Source organism: Brevibacterium atlanticum (assembly GCF_011617245.1).
Classification (GTDB): domain Bacteria; phylum Actinomycetota; class Actinomycetes; order Actinomycetales; family Brevibacteriaceae; genus Brevibacterium; species Brevibacterium atlanticum.
Window position 1 is genome coordinate 3392198 of the sequence record NZ_CP050152.1, and the last position, 20670, is coordinate 3412867.

Sequence of the window (20670 nt, forward strand, 5' to 3'; positions counted from 1 at the left end):
TGCATCCGGCAACCAGCCGAGGCACATCAGACATGTGGAGGGCGTCCCCGCGGGGACGCCCTCCACTGCCTTCTCGATGTGTTTTTGTTGTCGATATGTCTCTGTGCGCGAGCGGCGCTTCTCAGCCCTGCTCGGCGGCTACCTCGAAGGCTTCGCCGAGAGCCTCGATTCGGTCGCCGGGACGGATCGTCGCACCTCGGCGGGTTTCGACCGCGCCGTTGACGGTGACCTCACCGTCGGCGATCATGTCCTTGGCCATGGCGCCGTGTTCGGCCACACCGTGGAGTTTGAGCAGCTGACCGAGCTTGATCGACTCGCCGCGGATCTCGATCGTCTCCATCAGAAGTCGAATCCGTCGAACAGTCCGCCGCCGTCGCCGCCGAAGAGCCCGCCGCCGTCTCCTCCGTCACCGCCGAAGAAGCCTCCGTCGCCACCTCCGCCGTCACCGGCGGCTCCGCCGCCGGCATCTCCCATGTCTCCGCCGTAGGCGCCGTCCCAGCCGCCGCCCATTCCGCCGAACATCATGGCTCCCATGAGGACGCCGGGCAGCAGGCCTGAGCCCGCGTAGGAGTTGAAGTAACCGCGGTTGTACTCGGCGTAGGCCGGGCCGGCCTCCCAATAGGCGCGACGGGTGTGCCCGTCGGCTGTGACGACCTTGCGGACCATGGGATCGGCGCCGACGGCCACGCGTTCGGCATCGGCAGCGCACACGGGTACGGGGCGCAGCTGACCGCCGGCAGGGGCCCAGTCGATGTCCTCGACCGAGGGACCGTGCTGCGGGTTGAAGAAGCAGGGCGGACGTCGCACGGGAAGCGGCTTGCCTTCGACACGGGCGCGCACGCACTTCGCGGCGTAGCGGCCGTCTTCGAGCGCCTCGGTGACGTGCCGGATGTCAGCAGGTTCGGAGACCTTCTCGAGGGTCTCCTTGGCGATGTCGTAGGAGTCCAGCGCCTGCTTGTAGTCCTGCGCTCCGCCGGTGTCGAGATCCACTCCCGATGTGATGATGTCGAGTTCGGCGACTTCTTCGCCGAACGATGTGACATCCTCTTCGGCGGTCTTCTTCACCTGCTGGAGTTCGGCGGCGTGGATTTCCCGCTGGCGTCGCTTCTCTTTGCGGTGGCCGATGAAGAAAACGGCTCCGAGAACAACGAGCAGCAACAGAAACACTTCAGTCACGATCTATGCCTCCCCGGCTATCTGCGTCCTCGACCAGTATGCCCGACGAAACTGACAGACGACTGAACCCGTCCCCCACATCCGCTCAGTCCTCAACCGCCTCACACCAGCGCCTCACACCAGCGCCGAAGCTCCCTTGACGAGTGCCGCGACTCCCCCGCCGAAGGCAAGGACGAGCATACCGATCCGTGCGAGCGAAGCGTCGATGCGCCGGGACAGCCGATCCCCTCCGATCAGTCCCGCCACGAGGACGAGGACCAGACCGATCCACGTGCCGATCGACAGGTCAGGCCACACCCCACCGTGGACGATCACCTTCGCCACCACCGCCGAGGCGGTCCCCACGACGAGGAACGGCTGCAGGGTGGCTGCGAAGGACCGCTGCTCCCAGTCCGTGAGCACCGCGTAGGCGCTGACGGCCGGTCCCCCAGCTCCCGCAGCCGCCGACATTGCCCCCGAGAGCGCACCGGCGCCGAATCGTGTGCCGAAGTTCGCCGGCATCCTGCGGCCGAGGCGACCGAGGGCCAGGGAGCTGATGAGTGAGACGATGATGAGCAGTCCGATGAGGATCTGCAGCGGCGCGGTCGGCAGCGCGGAGGCGAGGAGCGCACCGGGAATCGTCCCCAACACCGCACCCAGGGCCAGGTGGCGGAACGACCGCCATTCCACCTCGGCGAAGGTGCGGGCGAAGACGGACGCGGAGGCGACGATCCCGCAGATGTTGACGAGGATGATCCCGCTGTACGGGTCGAGGAGGAGGACGAGGAAAGGGCCGCTGACCAGGCCGAACCCCATTCCGGTGACGCGCTGGGACAGCGCCCCGAGGAACACGGCGAAGAGGATGAGCACGACCACGGGTTCCACCCGTTCGAGTCTAGTGCAGGGCACTTCCGCGACCACAGGCACCGCACCTCCCGGTCGCCGCCCAGATCGGCGTGGCGGGGTTACAGTATTCATCATGAACGCTCGTCCCCTCTGGTCGCGATTCAGCGCCGATCCGCGATCGCACGGACAGGTCCGTGCCTCCGACGCCGACCGTGCGATCATCTCCGATGTGCTCTCGGAGGCGTATGCGCTCGGTCAGCTCGACGTGGAGGAATTCGACGAACGCACCGAGGCGGCTGCGAAGGTCAAGACCCTCGGCGAGGTCCCAGTGCTGATCGAGGACCTCGTCCTCGCCGACCCGTCCGAGGTCGAACCGGACGAGCTCGATGATGCCGGCCGCGCGCAGGCTCTGGCCCGGCTCGAGGCCGACCGTGTTCCGATCACGCCTGAGCAGATCGACGCCGCGGCACAGCATTACTACCGGGATCGAGTGCGCCGGGCGGCACTCGGCCTCATCGCCGGCCCCGGTGGAATCACCGTGGCCATCTGGGCGTTCACCTCGATCGCTCGCGGAGACTTCATCTTCTTCTGGCCGATCTTCGTCATCATTCCGATGTTGCTGGGATTCTTCTCTCGCATCGGTCACAAGCAGGAGACGATCCGAGAGCGCAAGCGGGAGCTCACACGCAGGGCCAGGGCCCACCTCGGCGATGCGGAGGCCAAACGCGAACTCGAGAAGGCCGAACAGTCGGCCGATGACTACGAGTCCGATTACGGCAGAGGACTGCAGCCGCCGCATCCATCTCACCCGCCGTATTCGCCCGGTCAGATCTCCCGACGGGACGAGCGGCGCAGGCGCCGAGAGGGCCGTCGCAACCACCGCGACAACCCCTGGGACTGACGCCGGTATCCAGCGGCCCCGATCGACCGCTCAGATCTGGAAGACCCGAATCTGGCCGAAGTCGTGCGCCTTGTGCGTAGTGAACCACATCGTGTGGGAGAAGTGCCTGAGGTCAACGCTGTCCGCTTCGGCCTGCCAGTATCCCCAAGCGGCTGCGGCCTTGCCGTGGGTGATCGCGGCTTCGAGGTGGCCGACCTGGGGCGAATGCGCCGAGAGCTCCAGCAACGCGCCGACGACCTCGTCACGGCCGGTGGCGGTCCGGACTCCTTCGGGTCGGACGATCTGGAGCACGCAGTCCTCAGCGACCGCCTCGGCGAGGGAATCGCTGACTCCGTTGAAGAGGTTCTCTTCGAACTCGGCGACGAAGACGTTCTTCGGGCTGTTTCCGCAGGCATCGGTGCCGGTGAAAGTCATGCGCCCAGCCTAGGCGGGGACATGACGGTGTCACAATGCTTCGCGGAAGAACGCTGCCGACGACGGCGCGAAACTCCGAGCGCAAGCGAACCGGAATCGCACATGGCACCTGCGAACCAGAATCGCACTTGCCATCTGCGCACAGGGCATGAAAACGGCCGTGCCGGTACCCTTGCGGGCGCCGACACGGCCGATCGAACAGCGGGGCTGCTCTGACGCTGGCGTCAGATCAGAAGCCCATGCCGCCCATTCCACCCATGCCGTCCATGCCGGCAGCTGCGTCTGCACCTGCTGCGGCCTTTTCGGGCTTGTCGGCGACGACCGACTCGGTGGTGAGGAACAGACCGGCGATCGAGGCGGCGTTCTGCAGGGCAGAGCGGGTCACCTTGACCGGGTCGTTGATGCCGGCGGCCAGCAGGTCCTCGTAGTCACCGGTTGCGGCGTTGAGGCCGAATCCGGGCTCGAGGTTCGCGACCTTGTCGGCGACCACACCGGCTTCGAGGCCGGCGTTCGTGGCGATCTGCTTGAGCGGGGCTTCGATGGCGACCTTGACGATGTTCGCACCGGTTGCCTCGTCTCCCTCGAGTGCGAGGTCTCCGAAGGCAGCCTTGCCCGCCTGGATCAGGGCGACGCCGCCACCGGCGACGATTCCCTCTTCCACAGCAGCCTTGGCGTTGCGCACAGCATCTTCGATGCGGTGCTTGGTTTCCTTGAGCTCAACCTCGGTGGCGGCTCCGGCCTTGATGACTGCGACACCGCCGGCCAGCTTGGCCAGGCGCTCCTGCAGCTTCTCACGGTCGTAGTCGGAGTCCGAGTTCTCGATCTCGGCGCGGATCTGAGCGACCCTTCCGGCGATCTCCTCGGCGTCTCCTGCGCCCTCGACGATGGTGGTCTCGTCCTTGGTGATGACGACCTTGCGGGCGGTTCCCAGCAGATCGGTGGTCACGCTGTCGAGCTTGAGCCCGACTTCCTCGGACACGACCTGGCCACCGGTGAGGATGGCGATGTCGGCCAGCTGCGCCTTACGGCGGTCGCCGAAGCCCGGTGCCTTGACGGCCACGGACTTGAAGGTGCCCTTGAGCTTGTTGAGCACCAGGACGGCCAGGGCTTCGCCCTCGACGTCTTCAGCGATGATGAACAGCGGCTTGTTGGACTGCTGGACCTTCTCGAGGACGGGCAGCAGGTCCTTCACGTTCGAGATCTTGGAGTTGACGATGAGGATGTACGGATCCTCAAGGACAGCTTCCTGGCGATCGGTGTCGGTGACGAAGTAACCGGAGATGTAGCCCTTGTCGAAGCGCATACCCTCGGTCAGCTCGAGCTCGAGTCCGAAGGTGTTGGACTCCTCGACGGTGACGACGCCTTCCTTGCCGACCTTGTCGATGGCCTCGGCGATCAGTTCACCGATAGCGGGATCTCCAGCGGAGATGCCTGCGGTGGCGGCGATCTGTTCCTTGGTCTCGATGTCGATGGCGTTGTTCAGCAGGACACCCGTGACAGCTTCCACTGCCTTCTCGATGCCGCGCTTGAGGCTGAGCGGATCAGCACCGGCTGCCACGTTGCGCAGGCCTTCGCGGACGAGAGCCTGTGCGAGCACGGTAGCGGTGGTGGTTCCGTCGCCTGCGACGTCGTCAGTCTTCTTGGCGACTTCCTTGACGAGTTCGGCGCCGATCTTCTCGTAGGGGTCCTCGAGTTCGATCTCCTTGGCAATCGAGACGCCATCGTTGGTGATGGTCGGTGCGCCCCACTGCTTTTCGAGCACGACATTGCGACCGCGGGGTCCAAGGGTCACCTTGACCGCGTCCGCGAGCTGGTTGAGGCCAGCTTCGAGTCCCCGACGAGCTTCTTCGTCGAATGCAATCATCTTTGCCATAGTGGCTTAGATCCTCCCTGATGGAGTGGAGTGGGAATCCAGAGCAGTCATCAGCGCCCGCGACGGCAGAGAGTGTGTCCGCATGTTCCATTCCACATAAGGACCACGCTCTCGAGACGACTGGTGGGAACCCAACGGTTTTCACCAGTACTAGATTTAGCACTCTCACCATGCGAGTGCAAATAGTCGTCGCTTGGCGCCACAGGTGATCACGCCCGGCGATCGCGGTCACGTCACCGCACCTTCGGGAGCTGACCAAGCAGGAACGCGACCGTTTTCCGCGGATTCTCGGGGTCTGCGGGCACCCAAGCGGCCGTCCTGAGCGTCGCAGCAGACGCTTTGAGGGCCGGTACGGAACCGTCGCCGAGGCGGTTCGGCCCAGCGCGAAACGATGATCGGTGCCGCCCCGCCGGCACCGCAGGGCACCTCTAAGCATAGGCATTCGGCGAATCGTCCCACCCTGAGCTGAGCAGTCCGATGTGTGAGGCGCCGAGTTCCGGACTTGGGCTGTCCGGCGTCGACTGGGCTCATTCGCGTGACGCAAAGGCAACGAGACTGCCGCGGCGGGCCACCGAGCGTCGGAGTTCCTTCGCGTGGCCTATCAGCGACGGCATCCCAGCTCCAAGGCGGTTGAGGCACATGTTTCTCTCAACGACTCACGTTCTTCGGTGAGTAGTTCGGAACAACGTGAGTCTCTTCGCCAGTCCCATCCACCCGGGCGCCGCCGCACCCGGGCACTGAAAAGCGCCGAGCAGTTGCCTGCTCGGCGCTCTCCCCGCTCACGGTGACGCCGGTCGACCGGAGGGTCGTTCGGACATCGTCGTGCGGCGGATCAGAAAACTGTGCTTGTCAGCAGCCAGTCTCAGAGGAGGGTGACGGACTCCGCCTGAGGACCCTTTTGTCCTTCTCCGACTTCGAACTGAACCTGCTGGCCCTCTTCGAGAGAGCGGTAGCCGTCCATCTGGATTGCGCTCCAGTGAACGAACACGTCCTGGTTGTCGCCTTCGAGGGTGATGAATCCATAGCCCTTTTCAGCGTTGAACCACTTGACGGTACCTTGTGCCATTACTTCTCCATACAGTGCAGTGCCATTGAAATCCCGCAGATCATCCGCGATCGGGCGACCGCATCGGTCTGCGGAAGCTAGTAAAACTCAACCGACCCCGCGACTTCTCTCATTGACCTCGGGAGAATAATCTCGGTGAAGCACGAATAGAACACAAGGTGCTGTGCTTGCCTAGCTGGTGCCACTCTACCGCAGCCGCGCATCTCACCCGGGGTCGCTCAACACTGTTATAGATTCGTTACCTAAGGCTTTTTGTCCTGTTCACGCGGGGAGTGCGGCGGACTTCATCCGTCGGAGGAGTCTGCGCCCTCCGTGCTTTCTCCACCTGATTCGGGACCGCGGTCGGCGATGTCCGAGCAGATGACCACCGTGACGTCGGCGTCGAAGTCCGAGGAGGCTTCGGTGGCCGAGATCCCCAGCGACTTCGCGACGAGTTTGGCCTGTGAAGCGTTGTCCGCGCCGTTGTAGTACACGGTCGAGTCGGTGAGATTCGTCGAGTAGTTGCCGACCTGGCCGAGCTTCCAGCCCTTGTCTTCGACCGCCTCGGAGAATTTCTTGGCAGCACCGGAGACGCCGGAGCCGTTGAGGACATCGACGGTGATCGAATCGTCGGCGACGTTGACTTCACTCTCGCTCGGCGAGGGCTCAGATGATGCGGACTCCGAGGCCGGCGGGTCGGCGACCTTCGACTCGGGATTGCCCATCGAGGAGAAGATGATGTTGATGGCGGCCACGACGAGCAGGACCGCGACCAGCGCGAGCACGATGACCAGAGAGATGGCACCGATGTTCGACGACGCTGCGGATTCCTGTCGATGGGCGCCGCTGCGCCGGCCGGGCTCGATCTCGTCGAATTCGTCGGTCATATCTACCTCGAGACGCGGGCTTGGGCGCGCTCGCTCTGCCGCGTGGTGCGGATCCGGCGAAGGCGCTTGACCAGCATCGGATCGCTGGCCAGAGCGGCAGGGTTGTCCAGAAGCGAGTTCAGTATCTGGAAGTAGCTGGTGGCCGACATGTCGAAGCGCTCACGGATCGCGTGATCCTTGGCTCCACCGTATTTCCACCACCGCCGCTCGAATTCGAGAACGGCCACCTCGAGCTCGCTCAGTTCTGAGGTGTCGTTGTTCGGCGGCATAGGGGATGTGCTCCTTCGAGAGGTGACTGTTCTTCTATATTATCGCCCGAGACGCGCGACCGAAATTTCCGGCGCGCCGTCGTCCCTGTGAGGCCCCTCGCGACTCTCGGCAGGAACGGCATCACCCCGTCCCAGCACACCTGGGTGATGTGCGCTGCGACGGGGTGAAGCACGGGAATCCTCGCCGAGGTGGCCCACCTCGGCGGGGGTTCCGTCCCCGGACGCGAGGCCCGGTCCTGACCGGGCGGACCACCTCGGGGAAGGTGCCCCCACCTCGGGGAGGGTGTCCCACCTCGGTGACGGGCCTGGCCCGATCAGCGGATGCGGATGTTGACCTGTTTGATCTGGGTGAAGCCCTCGAGCATGCCCTCGAGCGAGGCTTCGCGGCCGAAGCCGGAGGTCTTCATGCCGCCGTAGGACTGGCCGGCGAGCTGGCCGCCGCCCTGGTTGACCTGGACCCAGCCGGACTCGATGCGGTTGGCCATGGTCAGTGCCGCGTCGACGTTCTTCGTGAAGACGAAGGCGGCGAGGCCGAAGTCGGAATCGTTGGCCATGTCGATGACCTCGTCGATGTCCTTCCACGGGATGACCGAGAGGACGGGGCCGAAGATCTCTTCGCGGCTGGTCTGCCAGTCGTTCTTCGCCTTCGAGAAGATCACGGGTGCGTGGTAGAAGCCGGGTTCGCCGACTTCGAGGGAATCGGAGCCGTCGTAGGCGATCTCGACGCCGTCCATCGACTTGCCCATCTCGATGTAGGACGCAACCTGGTCGTACTGCTTCTGGTTGATGATGCAGCCGATGTCGGAGTCCTCATCGCGGGGGTCGCCGACCTTCATCTTCGACACGGCATCGACGAGCTTGGCGAGGAAGTCGTCGTAGATGTCCTCGTGGAGGAAGAGCCGCGAGCCCATCGTGCAGGACTGTCCCTGGCGGGCGAATCGGGTCGACAGCAGCACCTGCTGGAGGGTGTCGTCGTCGTTCGAGTCGGGGAAGATGATGTTCGGGGACTTGCCGCCGAGCTCCATCGACGAATGTGCGAGGCGGCCGCCGGCCACCTCGGCGACGTGACGACCGACGCTCGTCGAACCGGTGAACGAGACCTTGTCGACGTCCGGGTGGACGTTGAGGGCCTCACCGATGACCGAGCCCTTGCCGGTGACGACGTTGAGCACGCCGGCGGGGAGGATGTCGGCGATGATCTCGGCCATCTTGAGGATGGTCAGCGGCGCATCCTCGGCGCACTTGAGAACAATGGTGTTGCCGGCTGCGAGCGCGGCAGGGGTCTTGAACGCCGCGATCATCAGCGGGGAGTTCCACGGCAGGATGCCGGCGACGACCCCGAGCGGCACGCGCTTGGTGTATTGGAGCTGTCCGTCACCGGCGGGCAGAGTGTTGCCCTTGACCTCTCCGGCGACGCCGCCCATGTAGCGGAACAGGTCGGCCAGGGTGATGGTCTCGGGGCGGGCCTGCGTGCGGATCGCGTTTCCGGTGTCGATCGCGGTCAGCTGGGCCAGCTCCTCCGAGGCGGCTTCGAGCGCATCCGCGCAGGCCAGCAGCTTCTTCTGGCGTTCCTTGAATGGCACAGCCGCCCACTCGGGGAAGGCCTTCCGCGCGGCCTTGACGGCACGATCGGCGTCGGCCTCCTTGCCGTTGGGCACCTTCGCGATGACGACGTTTCGGTCGATCGGGGTGATGACATCGGTGGTGTCGCCGTCAGCGGCATCGACCCACTCGCCGCCGATGAGCATCTTCCAGTTCTTGGCCTCGGGGAAATCCGACATTCTCGTCCTTTCGTTCAACGATGAACTCCTGCCACGAGCTTATCGCCTCGCCCCGTCCGGAAAGAACGGTGGACCGATGGGCGATACTGCACACCAGGTCTGCGGTCCGTGCACACGTGCACGGGTGAGTGCAGTTGAGTGCACACGCGAGGCCCTCCGACTGTCAGATGGATTCCCTCGCCGAGGCGGCGCGACGAAATGTGCGGCGTTGCCCGCCGAAGGTCATTGTTTGGTCGATCCGCCGTGATTTCATCAAGGCAGACCGCGGTGGATCGACCGAACAATCCGGGCGAACCGGCGGTGTGCCCAGTTCCATTCGCCGAGGCTGCCCTGACGTTCGCGCCCGAGCCCGGCGAAAGAGTCCCGCCTCCCGCACCAGTGCGACCGCTGCGGCACGGCCTCGCTACACTCGTGCCCATGACGTCGACGCCTCCGATGACCGAAATCATGTCCCCCGATTGGGCCGAGGCCCTGGCCGGGGTCGAGGACCGTATCCATGCGATGGGCGATTTCCTCCGCGCCGAACTCGCCGCCGGCCGCGAGTACCTTCCCACCGGGTCGAATGTGTTCCGCGCCTTCGCCGAACCGCTCGCCGAGGTGAAGGTCCTCATCGTCGGTCAGGATCCCTACCCGACGCCGGGGCATCCGATCGGCCTGTCGTTCGCCGTCGACCCTGAGGTCCGTCCACTCCCCCGATCGCTGGGCAACATCTATAAGGAGCTCGAGGCCGATCTCGGCATCGCCCCGGCCGCCCATGGAGATCTGCGTGCGTGGTCACGGCAGGGAGTGATGCTGCTCAACCGGGCACTCACCGTCGCCCCGGGCCAACCGGCCTCCCACCGCGGCAAGGGCTGGGAGGAGATCACCGAACGCGCGATCACAGCGCTGACCGAACGGGATCAGCCCCTCGTCGCGATCCTCTGGGGCAGGGATGCCCGCAATCTCGCACCGCTGCTGACATCGGGCACCGCCGAGGTGGCCATCATCGAATCCCCGCACCCGTCACCGTTGTCGGCCAGCCGCGGGTTCTTCGGCTCCCGCCCGTTCTCACGGGTCAATGAGCTGCTCGGGCAGAAGGGGATCGCGCCCATCGACTGGGCGCTGCCGCCGCAGGGCTGAGCCCTCATTACTCAGAACTGAGCCCTCAGGGCGTAGCCCTCACGAGTCGGTCTGCGCCCCTGCCTGTGGCCCCGTCTGCGTCTTCGTCCCGCCGGTCTGGACGGTGTCGATGACCGCGGTCGCCGGCTCGCCGCTGCGCACCGATTCGACCTTCTCCTCCGCCGAGCTGCGGCTCTTGAGGTTCTTCAGCGGCAGCGCAAGATAGCTGCCGAACACGGCCCCGACGGCCAGGGCCGCATTCGCCAGGATCGCGGTGAACAGCGAGGACAGCCCCACGGCGAAGGAGACGTTCTCCGAGTCCGAAGCGATCTGGTAGACAGCGGTGAAGATCGACAGCCCCTGCAGCAGGGTGTAGATGCCGGGGATCATGAGCACGATCGCCGGTGCGCCGAGTCGCAGCGCCAACGGCCTGGACAGGAACCCGGTGACGGTGGCCGCGAGCAGGCTGGCGAGCACATTGTCGATGTGCAGCAGGGTCAGCGACATCATCGTGATGTGCGAAGCGAGTCCGACCAGGGCGGCCGGCAGGATGAAGCGCCGTCTGGCCGACATCGCCACGGCACCGGACATCGAGACCACCGTGGCCGCGAACATCGACAGGATGGCGGTGACCACATGCGGACTCGTCTTCGGTACGAGCACCTCGATATGGCTGAGCCCGATCGCCTGTCCGCACACGACGCCCAAGGCGATGCCGGAGACGATGCCCGCCAGCGTCATGAACACTCCGACCACGCGCCCGGCGGCGGTGAGCGGGAAGTTCGTCAACGCGTCCTGCACGGCCGAATAGAGCGACTGCGTCGGCAGCAGCAGAACGATGCCGGCAGCCACGAGGTACTGCGGTGAGGCGATGATCCCGATGTCACCGGCGATCGTGGCGATGAGCGTCGCCGCCGCGGCTTGGAGCGCCGTGATGAAGAACGACGGCAGATGCGTCCGGCCGATCCACTTGCCGACCTGGAAGATGAGGATGGCCATGGCGATGCCCAACGGCACCGCGATCGGGCCTCCCCCGAGCAGGAGGACCAGCGCACCGACCATCATCCCCCAGGCACCGGTGGTGAACCACTGTGGGAACGGCCGGCGCTGGGACCGGATCGCGTCGAGGCGGTTGCGTGCCTCGTTGAACTCGAGTCGACCATCGACGAGGTCGGTCACGAGTTTGTGCACCGAGGCGAGCTTCGCATAGTGCGTGGATTCGCCGCGGTTGACCCGCATCACCGTCAGCAGCCTGCCGTCGGAGGTCGAATAGTGCACGACGAGGGTGTTCGACGTCAGGTCCACCTCGACGGTGGCGAGACCGCAGGCGGTGCAGGCGGCGATGACCGAGACCTCGACATCGCTGGTGCCGGCACCGGCGCGCATCATCATCGCCGCGATGTCGGCGGCGAGGTCGAGGATCATCCGTGCCTCGTCCTCGCTCGGCTCGGTCGCCTGCACCGGCGCCTGGTACGGGGTGCCCTTGAGCGCAGTGACGATCGGCACCGGCTGGGTGTTCGTCGTGGTGGTGCCCGAGACGAGTTTGCCGACGGTGCGTCGGGCGACCTTCTGGGCGATCCGCTGAGATGCGCCGAGGTGGTCGGTCCTGGGCTTCGCCCGTCCTCCGCTCCGGCTCGGTTTCGCCGCCTTCGCGGCCGCTGCCTTGGCGACGTCCTCGGGTCGGGTGCCGCTCGGGGTCTCCCGCAGTTCGGCCAGTCTCTGCAGGCGTGTGCGTTCGAGCAGCTCCCTCAGGGCCTGGGATCCGGCCTCCGGGTTGCCGTTCGCGCTCGGGGACGGGGACGAACCGTGGACGGGACCGGGCGCGGTCGGGTCATCGACCCGCGCCTCGGCGGTGGTGGCGTCTTCGAGGTCGTCGTCGCTCACGGCTCGCTGATGAGTGTCGGGCCGTGTGGGTCGGCGATGTCCGCGGTTCCCGTCTGCACGTCGAAGTCGAAGACCCGGCGGCCGGAGACGAACACGGTCTCGGCGCGGGAGTCGAGGTCGAGCGGGTCGCCGGACCAGATGACGATGTCGGCATCGCGGCCGGCGGCCAGGCTGCCGAGGCGGTCGTCGAGTCCGAAGATCGCGGCGGGGTTGATCGTCAGGGCCTCGATGGCCACGACCGGGTCGAGTCCTTCCTTCACGGCCAGGGAAGCCTCATGGATGAGGAAGTTGATCGGGATGACGGGATGGTCGGTGGTCAGGGCGATGCGCACGCCCGCGTTGGCCAAGGAGGCAGCAGTGGCCAGGGTGCGGTCGCGCAGTTCGACCTTCGACCGGGTGGTCATGAGGGGCCCGAGGATGACGTCGATGCCCTTATCGGCGATGTAGTCGGCGATCTTGTGGCCTTCGGTGCCGTGGTTGATGACGAGGCGGTACCCGAATTCCTCGGCCAGGCGGATGGCGGTGGCGATGTCGTCGGCACGGTGGCAGTGCTGGTCCCACGCGAGCGTGCCCTCGAGGACCTCGACGAGGGTCTCCTTGACGAGGTCACGGGCGAACGGGGTGCCCTCGGCCTCGGCGTGATCGCGTTTGGCCTGGTAGTTCCGGGCCTCGACGAAGGCGTCACGGATGATCTTCGCGGTGCCCATCCTCGTCGACGGGGTGACCTTCTTGTCCCCGTAGACGCGCTTCGGGTTCTCACCGAGCGCGGACTTCACGGACAGGTCCTGGGTCACGAGCATCTCGTCGACGATCCGGCCCCAGGTCTTCACGAAGGCCGTGCGACCGCCGATGGGGTTGCCGGATCCGGGTTTGATGAGCGCCGAGGTGACTCCCCCGCGCAACGCATCCTTGAACCCGAGGTCGGTGGGATCGATCGCATCGATCGCCCGCAGTCCCGCCCCGTTGGGGTCGGTCATCTCGTTCGTGTCATCGCCGGACCAGCCCTCACCGTCCTCATGCACGCCGAGGTGGCCATGGGCTTCGATGAAACCGGGCAGGACCCAGCGTCCGTCGGCGTCGATGACCTCGGTTCCGGCGGTCAGCGCGGAAGTGTCGACCGACCCGGGCACCACCTCGGCGATGCGGCCGTCGCGGACGGTCAGCGTGCCCGACTCGATCGCTTCGGTGCGGCGCCCGTTCTCGTCGGCCACGGGCACGATTCGTGCGTTGGTGATGACGAGATCTGTGGAGGTGGGGACCGGAACCGAACGATACATAGTGCTCCTTGCGAAGGGGTCGGCGGCGACGTTTGGATGCGGTGTCGAGTCTACGCCACCTGAGGGTGCCCACGGGGAACCCTGCCCGGGCACACGACCCGTGTCAGGCCAGGCGTATAGTCTGGTGGAATCGACCGAAGAGAGAGGGATCCCTGATGCTCGAGACCATCACCTCATACGTCGCTGTCGGAGACTCGTTCAGCGAAGGGCTGATGGATCCGGACCCGCGTGCCGACGACCGTTTCCGCGGGTGGGCCGACCGCCTGGCACTCATGCTCACCGAATCCGCGGTGGGCTGTCCGGACGTGTCCTATGCCAACCTCGCGATCCGCGGTCGGCTCCTCGATCGCATCATCGACGAGCAGGTGCCTCGTGCCCTGGAGATCAAGCCGGACCTCGTGAGCCTGTGCGCCGGGGGCAACGACTGCCTGCGACCGAAGGCCGATATCGATGCCCTGGCTGCGAAGTTCGAACGCGCCGTCGTCGCGCTGCGTGAGGCCGGCATCGAGGTGCTCATGTGCAACGGCTTCGACACCGAGTTCAGCACTCCGCTCATCCGCGCGGTGCGACCGCGAGTGGGTGTCTACAATGCGCATCTGTGGTCGATCGCGCAGAGGCACGGCTGCCACATGATCGATGTGTGGGGGCTGCGTTCGCTCTACGCTGCGGAGATGTGGGCCGATGACCGTATCCACCTCTCCCCCAAGGGCCATCACCTCGTCGCCGAGCAGGCTCTGGCCACCCTCGAGTCCGGTCATTCCCTGCCGGTCGAGGGCTTCGGTATTCCGGCTCGACCGACGCGGGCGATCCGTGAGGTGATGAGCGAGGAGTCTCGGTGGGCCAAGCAGTACCTGGGTCCGTGGGTCGGACGGCGTCTGCGCGGAGAGTCCTCCGGCGACAAGCTCGATCCGAAGCTGCCCGAACTCACTCGCGTCCGTGACCTCGTCGAACGGGCTGAAGGGACGGCCGGATGAAGGTGCCTGCGGTGCGACCGAGTGAGGGTATCGACATGAGGACGGCGGAGTGAGGGCAGAGAAGTGAGCGACGAGAGTGCGCGCATCGTCGAACTCGCCGAGGCGGGTGCGAAGCTCGGTGGTCCGAGCGCGGGTGCCGATGCATCGCTCGATCCGACTCACCGATCCGGAGACCGCGAACCCCTCACACCGAGCGGCGATTCCCAGGTCGGTGCGGGTCGAGCGGTGCCCGCGTTCCGGCACGTGTACGGGCCGGCGAAGGAGCAGTTCGTCGAGGTCTACGGCGACCCGGCGGCCGCCTCAGCGACGGTGGTCTTCGTCCACGGCGGCTACTTCCGTCCCCGCACGGACCTCGCTCACGCTCGCCCCCTGGCTCGAGCGCTGGCCGCGTCCGGGGTGCTCGTCGCGCTCGTCGAATACCGGCGGGTCGGCGGACAGCCGCGCCTACTCGACGATGTCACTGCGGCCATCGACTCGGTGTGCGCAGAGCTGCCCGGCTGGGGCGTGAACGGCGCGGCGCGCGAGAACCTCATGGTCTCCGGGCACTCGGCCGGCGGCTGCCTCGTCCTCGCCTGGGCTTCCCATCTGCCGGCAGAGGGACCGCGGATCCGCTTGCGACCGCTGGCTCCGGTGACGGACCTGCTGCGCGAGGTGGCGGACGGGCTCGGTGATGGGGCGGTGCTCGACTATATGGGGCTGCGCCCCGAGGAGGACCTCGCCGCCTATCTGCGCCACGATCCGCGCTCGCGCGCCGCGCTCATCCCGGAGCGCGTTGACGTGCATTCGATCCACGGGGATGCCGACGGGGTCGTGAACGTCGAATTCTCTCGCGTCTTCCCGGCCGTCTGCACGGAGCTGGCGGGGGCGAACCATGCCGATGTCATCGACCCCGAGTCCCGATACTTCGCGCAGGTCAGCAAGCTGCTGCTCGGCTGAATCTTCTGCTCACACCCCTTCGGGGCTGATCCCGGGGCCGTTCTCGATGCCGGTGCGGATGTCGAAGAGTTCGGGGAAGAAGGTGAGCTCGAGGGCCTTCTGAAGGAAGCCGACCCCGCTCGACCCGCCCGTGCCGCGCTTCATGCCGATGATCCTCAGCACCGTGCGCATGTGCCGGTAGCGCCAGATCTGGAAGTTCTCCTCGAGGTCGACGAGCTCTTCGCAGCTTTCGTATTCCTGCCAGTACTTCTGCGGGTTCTCGTAGATGATTCGGAATGTCTCGACCAGCTCTTCGTCGAAGGTGTGCGCCTCGGACTTGTCACGGTCGAGCAGGCGCTTGGGCACTGGGAGTCCGCGGCGGGACAGGCAGGCGAGGAACTCGTCGTAGATGCTCGGCTCGTTCAGGTACTGCTCGAGGGCTGCTCGCGCCTCAGGTTCGCCGTCGAAGACCTGGAGCATGCCGCGGTTCTTGTTCCCGAGCAGGAACTCCACGGCCCGGTACTGCCAGGATTGGAATCCCGAGGCGCGGCCGAGCTGGTCGCGGAAGCCCACGTATTCGCTCGGGGTGAGCGTGGCCAGCACGGACCACTGTTCGGTCAGGGTCTTCTGGATGTGCTTGACCCGGGCGATGCGTTTGAGCGCGGTCTGCAGTTCATCGGCGGCGATGAGCCGGCGGGCATCGAGGAGTTCGTGGATGACGAGGCGGAACCACAGCTCGGTGGTCTGATGCTGGATGATGAAGAGCATCTCGTCGTGGTGTTCGGGGCTGCTGACGGGGTGCTGTGCGCCGAGCAGTCGGTCGAGATCGAGATAGGACCCGTAGGTCATCGTCTCTTTCAGGTCCGTGTGGATCCCGGATTCGAGGTCGCGGACGTTCTGCTCTGCGGTCGTCCGAGCGGCACTGGTCGGAGTCGGTTTCTCGTCGGTCATGGCATCAAGCTTAGGGGTCAGCCGGGGCGTCGCCGTTCGGGTTCGGTGCTCTCGCGCACCGTGTCGACGAGCCGCTTCCACTCCTCGGGCATCTGCCCCTCACCGAAGCGCACATGGCCGTAACGACTCTCGATGAGATACGCGTAACGGTCGGCACCGACAGACATTCGACTCGAACCGTCCTCTGCCGCCCCTGCCTCTGCCGATCCTGCTGCTGTCACGCCGGAGGCTGCCGCTTCCCCGGAAGGCGCTGACTCGGAGTTGTGCCCGGTCCACGGCAGTTCGGCGACGCGGGGTCCGATCTCATCTCGTCGCGCGCTGGCGTCGATGTCGAGGTCCCACACGAGGAGGAATCCGCCGATCCCTCCGGAGCGTTCGACGAGCACCCGCCCGAAGCCCTCGTCGCCGTCGGAATCCTCGCTCACCAGCTGCTCCCCTGATTTCCGCGGCCCGAGCCCGCATGGGAGATGCCCACGGCCTCCCACCCGGTCACGACCGCGTCGTGGACGTCGGATCCGGTTCCGAACTGGTCGGCCGCCTCGGCGATGGTCAGCTCTGCGAAGCCGGCGAAATCGGTCTGCTTCGTAATGTCCTCGCCGGTGAGAACCCCGTACCAGACCTGGCCGACGCTCTCCCAGGCCGGTCCGCCGACGCTGACGGCAGCGAGCGCGAAAGCACGATTGGGGATGCCGGAGTTGAGGTGGACGCCGCCGTTGTCCGAATCGGTGGTGACGAAATCGTCCATGTGCGCCGGCTGCGGGTCCTTGCCGAGCACATCGTCGTCATAGGCGGTGCCGGGCTCGATCATCGAACGCAGGGCACGACCGGTGACCTCGGGAGTGAAGATGCCGGCCCCGATGAGCCAGTCGGCGTCCTCGGCGTTCTGGCTGTTGTCGTGCTGGTCGGCCAGTGCTCCGAAGACATCGGCGCAGTGTTCATTGAGCGCGCCCGGCTGCCCGAAGTACTCGAGGTCGGCGGTGTGGCTGATGACGCCGTGGGAGAGTTCGTGGCCGATGATCGACACGGATCCGGTGAACCCGGTGAAGACCTCGTCGTCGCCGTCGCCGAAGACCATGAGACGGCCGTCGAAGAATGCGTTGTCGTAGTCCTGGCCGTAGTGGACGCTGGCCATGAGCGGCATCCCCTTGCCGTCGAGGGAATCACGATCGAAGACCTCGGAGAACAGAGAATAAGAGGCGCCGAGACCGTCATAGGCTTCGTTGACCCGTTCGTCGCTCACCGGGTCCTCACCTTCGGAGCGGACGAGAGTGCCGGGCAGCACCTCGGCGTTCTCGGCATCATGGATGAGGCGCTGCAGCCCGGCAGGGGCAGGTGTGGCGAGTGCCGAGGTCTCCTTGCCGAGGTCGGCCGGCGGCGTGTAGCGCAAGCCCGCCACCCGCAGGTTCCGGCAGCTCTCATCGGACATCCGACAGCTGCGGGCGGCGGCCGCGGCGCGGGGGAACTTCTCGGGACCGCGCTCGGCGATCGCATCGAGGAGATAGGGCGGGACGACACTGTGGATCGTGGGGGCACTGTGGATGTTGGGGGCACCGTGGAAGCTCATGTCTCCAGCGTCCCACGTTCGTCCACGCATCGGTAGGTCACGACGACAGGCGACTGTCGTCGCTCACCCGGCGACCACCTCGGCGGAGGATTCCCGCCCCCGCATCTGCCGGTCGTCGCTCACCCGGTGACCACCTCGGCGTCGTATTCCGAGCCTCCGCCCTTCGGCGGGATGACGATGAGGGTGATGACGATGATGATCATGAAGAACGTCGTGAGGAACGTCGGGATCGGGATGATCGGGTCGAGGAGGACGAGGACCGCACAGACCGGGACGACGGTATTGACGATGCCGTTCGCGTTCGCGCGGATCGCGAGCAGCCACACGCCCAGCACGAACACGGCGATGGGCACCGAGACCGTGAACGTCGCCAGCACCGGATCGAGGGCGCTGTCTCCGAGCTGGGAGTCGGCTTCGACGCCGACTCCGGCCGAGAACGCACCGGCGGCGGCGAAGATGAAGTAGTGGCCGTACCCGTACTTCAATGACCCGCCGAGGCTGCCGATCGCCCGGTGGTGCGGCGGCCAGAAATAGATCCACCACATCGCGGCGGTGACGGTGAGGCTGAGGACGCCGAGTGAGATGAGCGGGACGATCTCCTCGACCTCGGCGAGGGCGTCGAAGATCGTGTCCGCCGAGGCCAGCAGGCTCTCGCCGAGCACGATGATGGTGAAGCAGCCGTAGCGTTCGGTGATGTGGTGCGGGTGCCACGGGGTATTGCCTCGGGTCTCGGCGACGACCGGCACCGCCACCTCGGCGAGGATGAGCAGGCCGAGGCCGACCGCCCGCATGACGGGGTCGTCGATGGCCAGCCAGGCCACCCACAGGACCTGCGCGATCCCGATTCCGCAGGCGTAGACGATCGTCGTCCACCGTGTGGGCCCGGCGCCGCGGGCCGCGCGCAGCCATTGCGAGATCATGATGATGCGCATGAGGACGTAGCCGGCGATGAGGAGCCGGAAGTCCCCGTCGGAGAACACCGGCCCGATGCCGGCGGCGAGGATGAGCACCCCGCCCATCTGCACGATCGTCAGCACCCGGTAGAGCCAATCGTCGGTGTCGAACGAGGTGGCGAACCAGGTGAAGTTCATCCACGCCCACCAGATCCCGAAGAACACGAGCAGATAGTTCGTCACACCCTCGCCGAGGCGGCCGGCCGTGACCGTGTCATGCAAGTGCGAGGACGCGATCGAGACGGCGATGACGAAGACGAGGTCGAAGAAGAGTTCGAGCGTGCTCGCCGCCCGGCCCTCCTCCCCCGGATCGCGAGGACGCATCGGGACGAGGCGGAAGCGTGCGGAGGACGTCGAGGTCATGTCAGGTGCTTTCGCGGTATGGTTCATCGGGACTGAGGACAGCTTAGGACGAACTGAGCCGAGTCACCACGCACTCTGCATGAGGTGCACGAGGACGAGGGTGAAGGCAAGCTGTGTGGACAGCAGCCAGGTCCGCGACCGCTCCGAGACCGCGGCCAGAGAGACGAGCAGCCACGGCACCATGAACAGCCAGATCCGCTCCACCTCCGCCCGGCTCATGCTCGACAGATCCGCGGCGACGACCATGCCGACGGCCGCCACAGAGAGGATGAAGACGACATTCCGACCGCTCCCCTTGTTCAGCGGCGCCCGACTGCGGTCCAACAGCGCAGTGCCCATCACTGCGATGCCTGCGCCGAGGGCGGGGCCGGTCGCGCACAGGAGCGCCGCGAGGTTCGCCCATAGCCAGTAGACCGGGGGCCGGCTGGCGGCGAATCCGTCGAAGTAGCGGTCACGGAGCACCGGATAGGCCTCCCACCATTCGAAACCGCCGAGGGTGAAGAGCGCGACGACGATGAGCCCCCCGCCGATGAGCCAGGGCAGCGAGCGCAGGTTCCGCGCAATGACGAACACGGCGAGGACGACGAGTCCGAGGAGGGGGAACCCATAGCTCGCATATGTGCCGAGACCGAGCAGGACTCCGGACACAAGGCCTCCGAGGATCGCTCGCCCACTCATGAACCTCGTCGCCTGCCGCTGCTCGGGCCGAACGGTCCCCCAGACCAGGACCGCCACCGCCCACGCCCCCGTGGTTGCGAACACCGCATCGGCTGAGACGGCCAGCCAGATGGCAGCCGGGGCGCACACCAGGAACGGCGCGATGCTGCGCGCGGCCGCCTCGGCGCCGAGGCTGCGGAGGGTCGACATCACGGCGGCGGGGATCGTCGCCGCCAGCAGGGTCACGACCAATCCGATCGCCCACGTCGAGGACACCCCACAAGAGAGCAGGAGTGCGAAGAACAGCACGGCCCCCGGTGGATGCCCGGCCAAGTGAACGGGCAGATTGTCCGGTGCCGCGAGTGGGATCCGTGCCACGTACCCGGTGAGCAGGTCGGGCACAGAGGAGAGGAGCCCATCGGCGGCGAGGGCCCGCGCGCTCGGCAGGTACTCCTCGGCGCTGTCGAGGATCCCGCCGAGGTGGCCGAACCCGTCGATCGCGTCGAGGCTGAGCATCCATGCCGCCGAGGTGAGAGTCATCAGTGCCAGCAGCGCCCACCACCCCGTTCGGCGTGCGAGGCCGAACCCACCGAGGGCCACGGCCACGCCGATCACCACGGCGAATATGCTGCCCGGTCCGAATCGCGGGCGCAGCTCGGCGAACAGCGGCGGAAATGACAGCGCTTTGACCTCCCAGCCCGTCAACGGAGGAACCGCGATCGCGACAGCGATGAGGGCGAGAGCCGAAGCGGCGCCGATGACCTCGGCTCGGCCCGCGCGAGTCTCGGTCCTGCCTGCACATGTCTCGGCCCGGCTGGCGCGGATCGGCGAGGTGTGTTCTCGTTCCGGCATGGGTCTGGGAC

The 20670-nt window shown here is 66.3% G+C and carries 20 protein-coding genes; 4 read left to right on the forward strand and 16 right to left on the reverse strand.

All coding sequences use genetic code 11. From position 1 onward, the window contains the following. Positions 1-121 precede the first annotated feature (121 nt). The 3 genes from GUY23_RS15120 to GUY23_RS15130 all read right to left on the reverse strand — a co-directional run bounded on the left by GUY23_RS15120 (position 122) and on the right by GUY23_RS15130 (position 2040). Complete coding sequence (locus GUY23_RS15120; RefSeq protein WP_166973696.1) at positions 122-340, reverse strand: RNA-binding S4 domain-containing protein; 219 nt, start codon at positions 338-340, stop codon at positions 122-124. Continuing rightward, entirely contained in the window at positions 340-1176 is an 837-nt protein-coding gene (locus tag GUY23_RS15125; RefSeq protein ID WP_166973699.1) for a hypothetical protein, read from the reverse strand. The genes GUY23_RS15120 and GUY23_RS15125 overlap by 1 nt, the downstream gene beginning before the upstream one ends. Before the next feature lie 114 nt (positions 1177-1290). Next, on the reverse strand, positions 1291-2040 hold the full coding sequence (locus GUY23_RS15130; protein ID WP_166973702.1) for a TSUP family transporter: 750 nt from the start codon (positions 2038-2040) through the stop codon (positions 1291-1293). A gap of 94 nt (positions 2041-2134) precedes the next feature. Here GUY23_RS15130 and GUY23_RS15135 point away from each other — a divergent pair, with 94 nt between their 5' ends. After that, positions 2135-2902 (forward strand): DUF1707 SHOCT-like domain-containing protein, encoded by a 768-nt coding sequence (locus GUY23_RS15135; protein WP_166973705.1) that lies wholly within the window; start codon positions 2135-2137, stop codon positions 2900-2902. Between the two features lie 30 nt (positions 2903-2932). On the opposite strand, the gene GUY23_RS15140 is transcribed toward GUY23_RS15135, so the two are convergent. The 6 genes from GUY23_RS15140 to GUY23_RS15165 all read right to left on the reverse strand — a co-directional run bounded on the left by GUY23_RS15140 (position 2933) and on the right by GUY23_RS15165 (position 9171). After that, positions 2933-3316 carry a hypothetical protein gene (locus tag GUY23_RS15140; protein ID WP_166973708.1) on the reverse strand — a complete coding sequence of 128 codons (384 nt, stop codon included), beginning with the start codon at positions 3314-3316 and terminating at the stop codon, positions 2933-2935. Between the two features lie 229 nt (positions 3317-3545). Further along, the gene (gene groL / locus GUY23_RS15145) at positions 3546-5189 is read right to left on the reverse strand and encodes a chaperonin GroEL (RefSeq protein ID WP_166973712.1); all 1644 of its coding nucleotides are present in this window, start codon (positions 5187-5189) and stop codon (positions 3546-3548) included. An 862-nt stretch (positions 5190-6051) separates the two neighbouring features. Then, positions 6052-6255, reverse strand: a complete 204-nt coding sequence (locus GUY23_RS15150; protein ID WP_025780447.1) for a cold-shock protein — start codon at positions 6253-6255, stop codon at positions 6052-6054. A gap of 284 nt (positions 6256-6539) precedes the next feature. Further along, positions 6540-7121: a LytR C-terminal domain-containing protein gene (locus tag GUY23_RS15155; protein ID WP_166973716.1), complete on the reverse strand. Its 582-nt coding sequence runs from the start codon at positions 7119-7121 to the stop codon at positions 6540-6542. A gap of 2 nt (positions 7122-7123) precedes the next feature. Next, positions 7124-7390, reverse strand: a complete 267-nt coding sequence (locus GUY23_RS15160) for a DUF3263 domain-containing protein (RefSeq protein ID WP_166973719.1) — start codon at positions 7388-7390, stop codon at positions 7124-7126. 314 nt (positions 7391-7704) lie between these two features. Next, positions 7705-9171 (reverse strand): aldehyde dehydrogenase family protein, encoded by a 1467-nt coding sequence (locus GUY23_RS15165; protein ID WP_166973722.1) that lies wholly within the window; start codon positions 9169-9171, stop codon positions 7705-7707. Between the two features lie 417 nt (positions 9172-9588). Between GUY23_RS15165 and GUY23_RS15170 the strand changes: the two genes are divergently transcribed. Then, a complete protein-coding gene (locus GUY23_RS15170; RefSeq protein WP_166973725.1) occupies positions 9589-10290 on the forward strand; it encodes a uracil-DNA glycosylase in 702 nt (233 codons plus the stop codon). Positions 10291-10329: 39 nt separating this feature from the next. Here the strand turns inward: GUY23_RS15170 and GUY23_RS15175 are convergent, their stop codons facing one another. Continuing rightward, complete coding sequence (locus tag GUY23_RS15175; protein ID WP_166973728.1) at positions 10330-12153, reverse strand: threonine/serine exporter family protein; 1824 nt, start codon at positions 12151-12153, stop codon at positions 10330-10332. Next, on the reverse strand, positions 12150-13430 hold the full coding sequence (locus GUY23_RS15180) for an amidohydrolase (RefSeq protein WP_166973731.1): 1281 nt from the start codon (positions 13428-13430) through the stop codon (positions 12150-12152). The genes GUY23_RS15175 and GUY23_RS15180 overlap by 4 nt, the downstream gene beginning before the upstream one ends. 155 nt (positions 13431-13585) lie before the next feature. Between GUY23_RS15180 and GUY23_RS15185 the strand changes: the two genes are divergently transcribed. Beyond that, positions 13586-14404, forward strand: coding sequence for an SGNH/GDSL hydrolase family protein (locus GUY23_RS15185; RefSeq protein ID WP_166973734.1), 819 nt, complete (start codon positions 13586-13588; stop codon positions 14402-14404). Between the two features lie 63 nt (positions 14405-14467). After that, positions 14468-15340, forward strand: coding sequence for an alpha/beta hydrolase (locus tag GUY23_RS15190; protein WP_228282414.1), 873 nt, complete (start codon positions 14468-14470; stop codon positions 15338-15340). Positions 15341-15349: 9 nt separating this feature from the next. Here GUY23_RS15190 and GUY23_RS15195 read toward each other — a convergent pair whose 3' ends face one another. From GUY23_RS15195 to GUY23_RS15215, 5 genes are all read right to left on the reverse strand, one after another. Beyond that, a complete protein-coding gene (locus GUY23_RS15195) occupies positions 15350-16270 on the reverse strand; it encodes a tryptophan 2,3-dioxygenase (RefSeq protein WP_166973737.1) in 921 nt (306 codons plus the stop codon). A 17-nt stretch (positions 16271-16287) separates the two neighbouring features. Further along, entirely contained in the window at positions 16288-16695 is a 408-nt protein-coding gene (locus tag GUY23_RS15200) for a hypothetical protein (protein ID WP_166973741.1), read from the reverse strand. Beyond that, positions 16692-17834 carry a M4 family metallopeptidase gene (locus GUY23_RS15205; protein ID WP_166973744.1) on the reverse strand — a complete coding sequence of 381 codons (1143 nt, stop codon included), beginning with the start codon at positions 17832-17834 and terminating at the stop codon, positions 16692-16694. The genes GUY23_RS15200 and GUY23_RS15205 overlap by 4 nt, the downstream gene beginning before the upstream one ends. Positions 17835-17953: 119 nt before the next feature. Then, positions 17954-19150, reverse strand: coding sequence for a low temperature requirement protein A (locus GUY23_RS15210; protein ID WP_166973747.1), 1197 nt, complete (start codon positions 19148-19150; stop codon positions 17954-17956). 63 nt (positions 19151-19213) lie between these two features. Continuing rightward, complete coding sequence (locus GUY23_RS15215) at positions 19214-20659, reverse strand: hypothetical protein (protein WP_166973751.1); 1446 nt, start codon at positions 20657-20659, stop codon at positions 19214-19216. Positions 20660-20670: the final 11 nt, after the last annotated feature.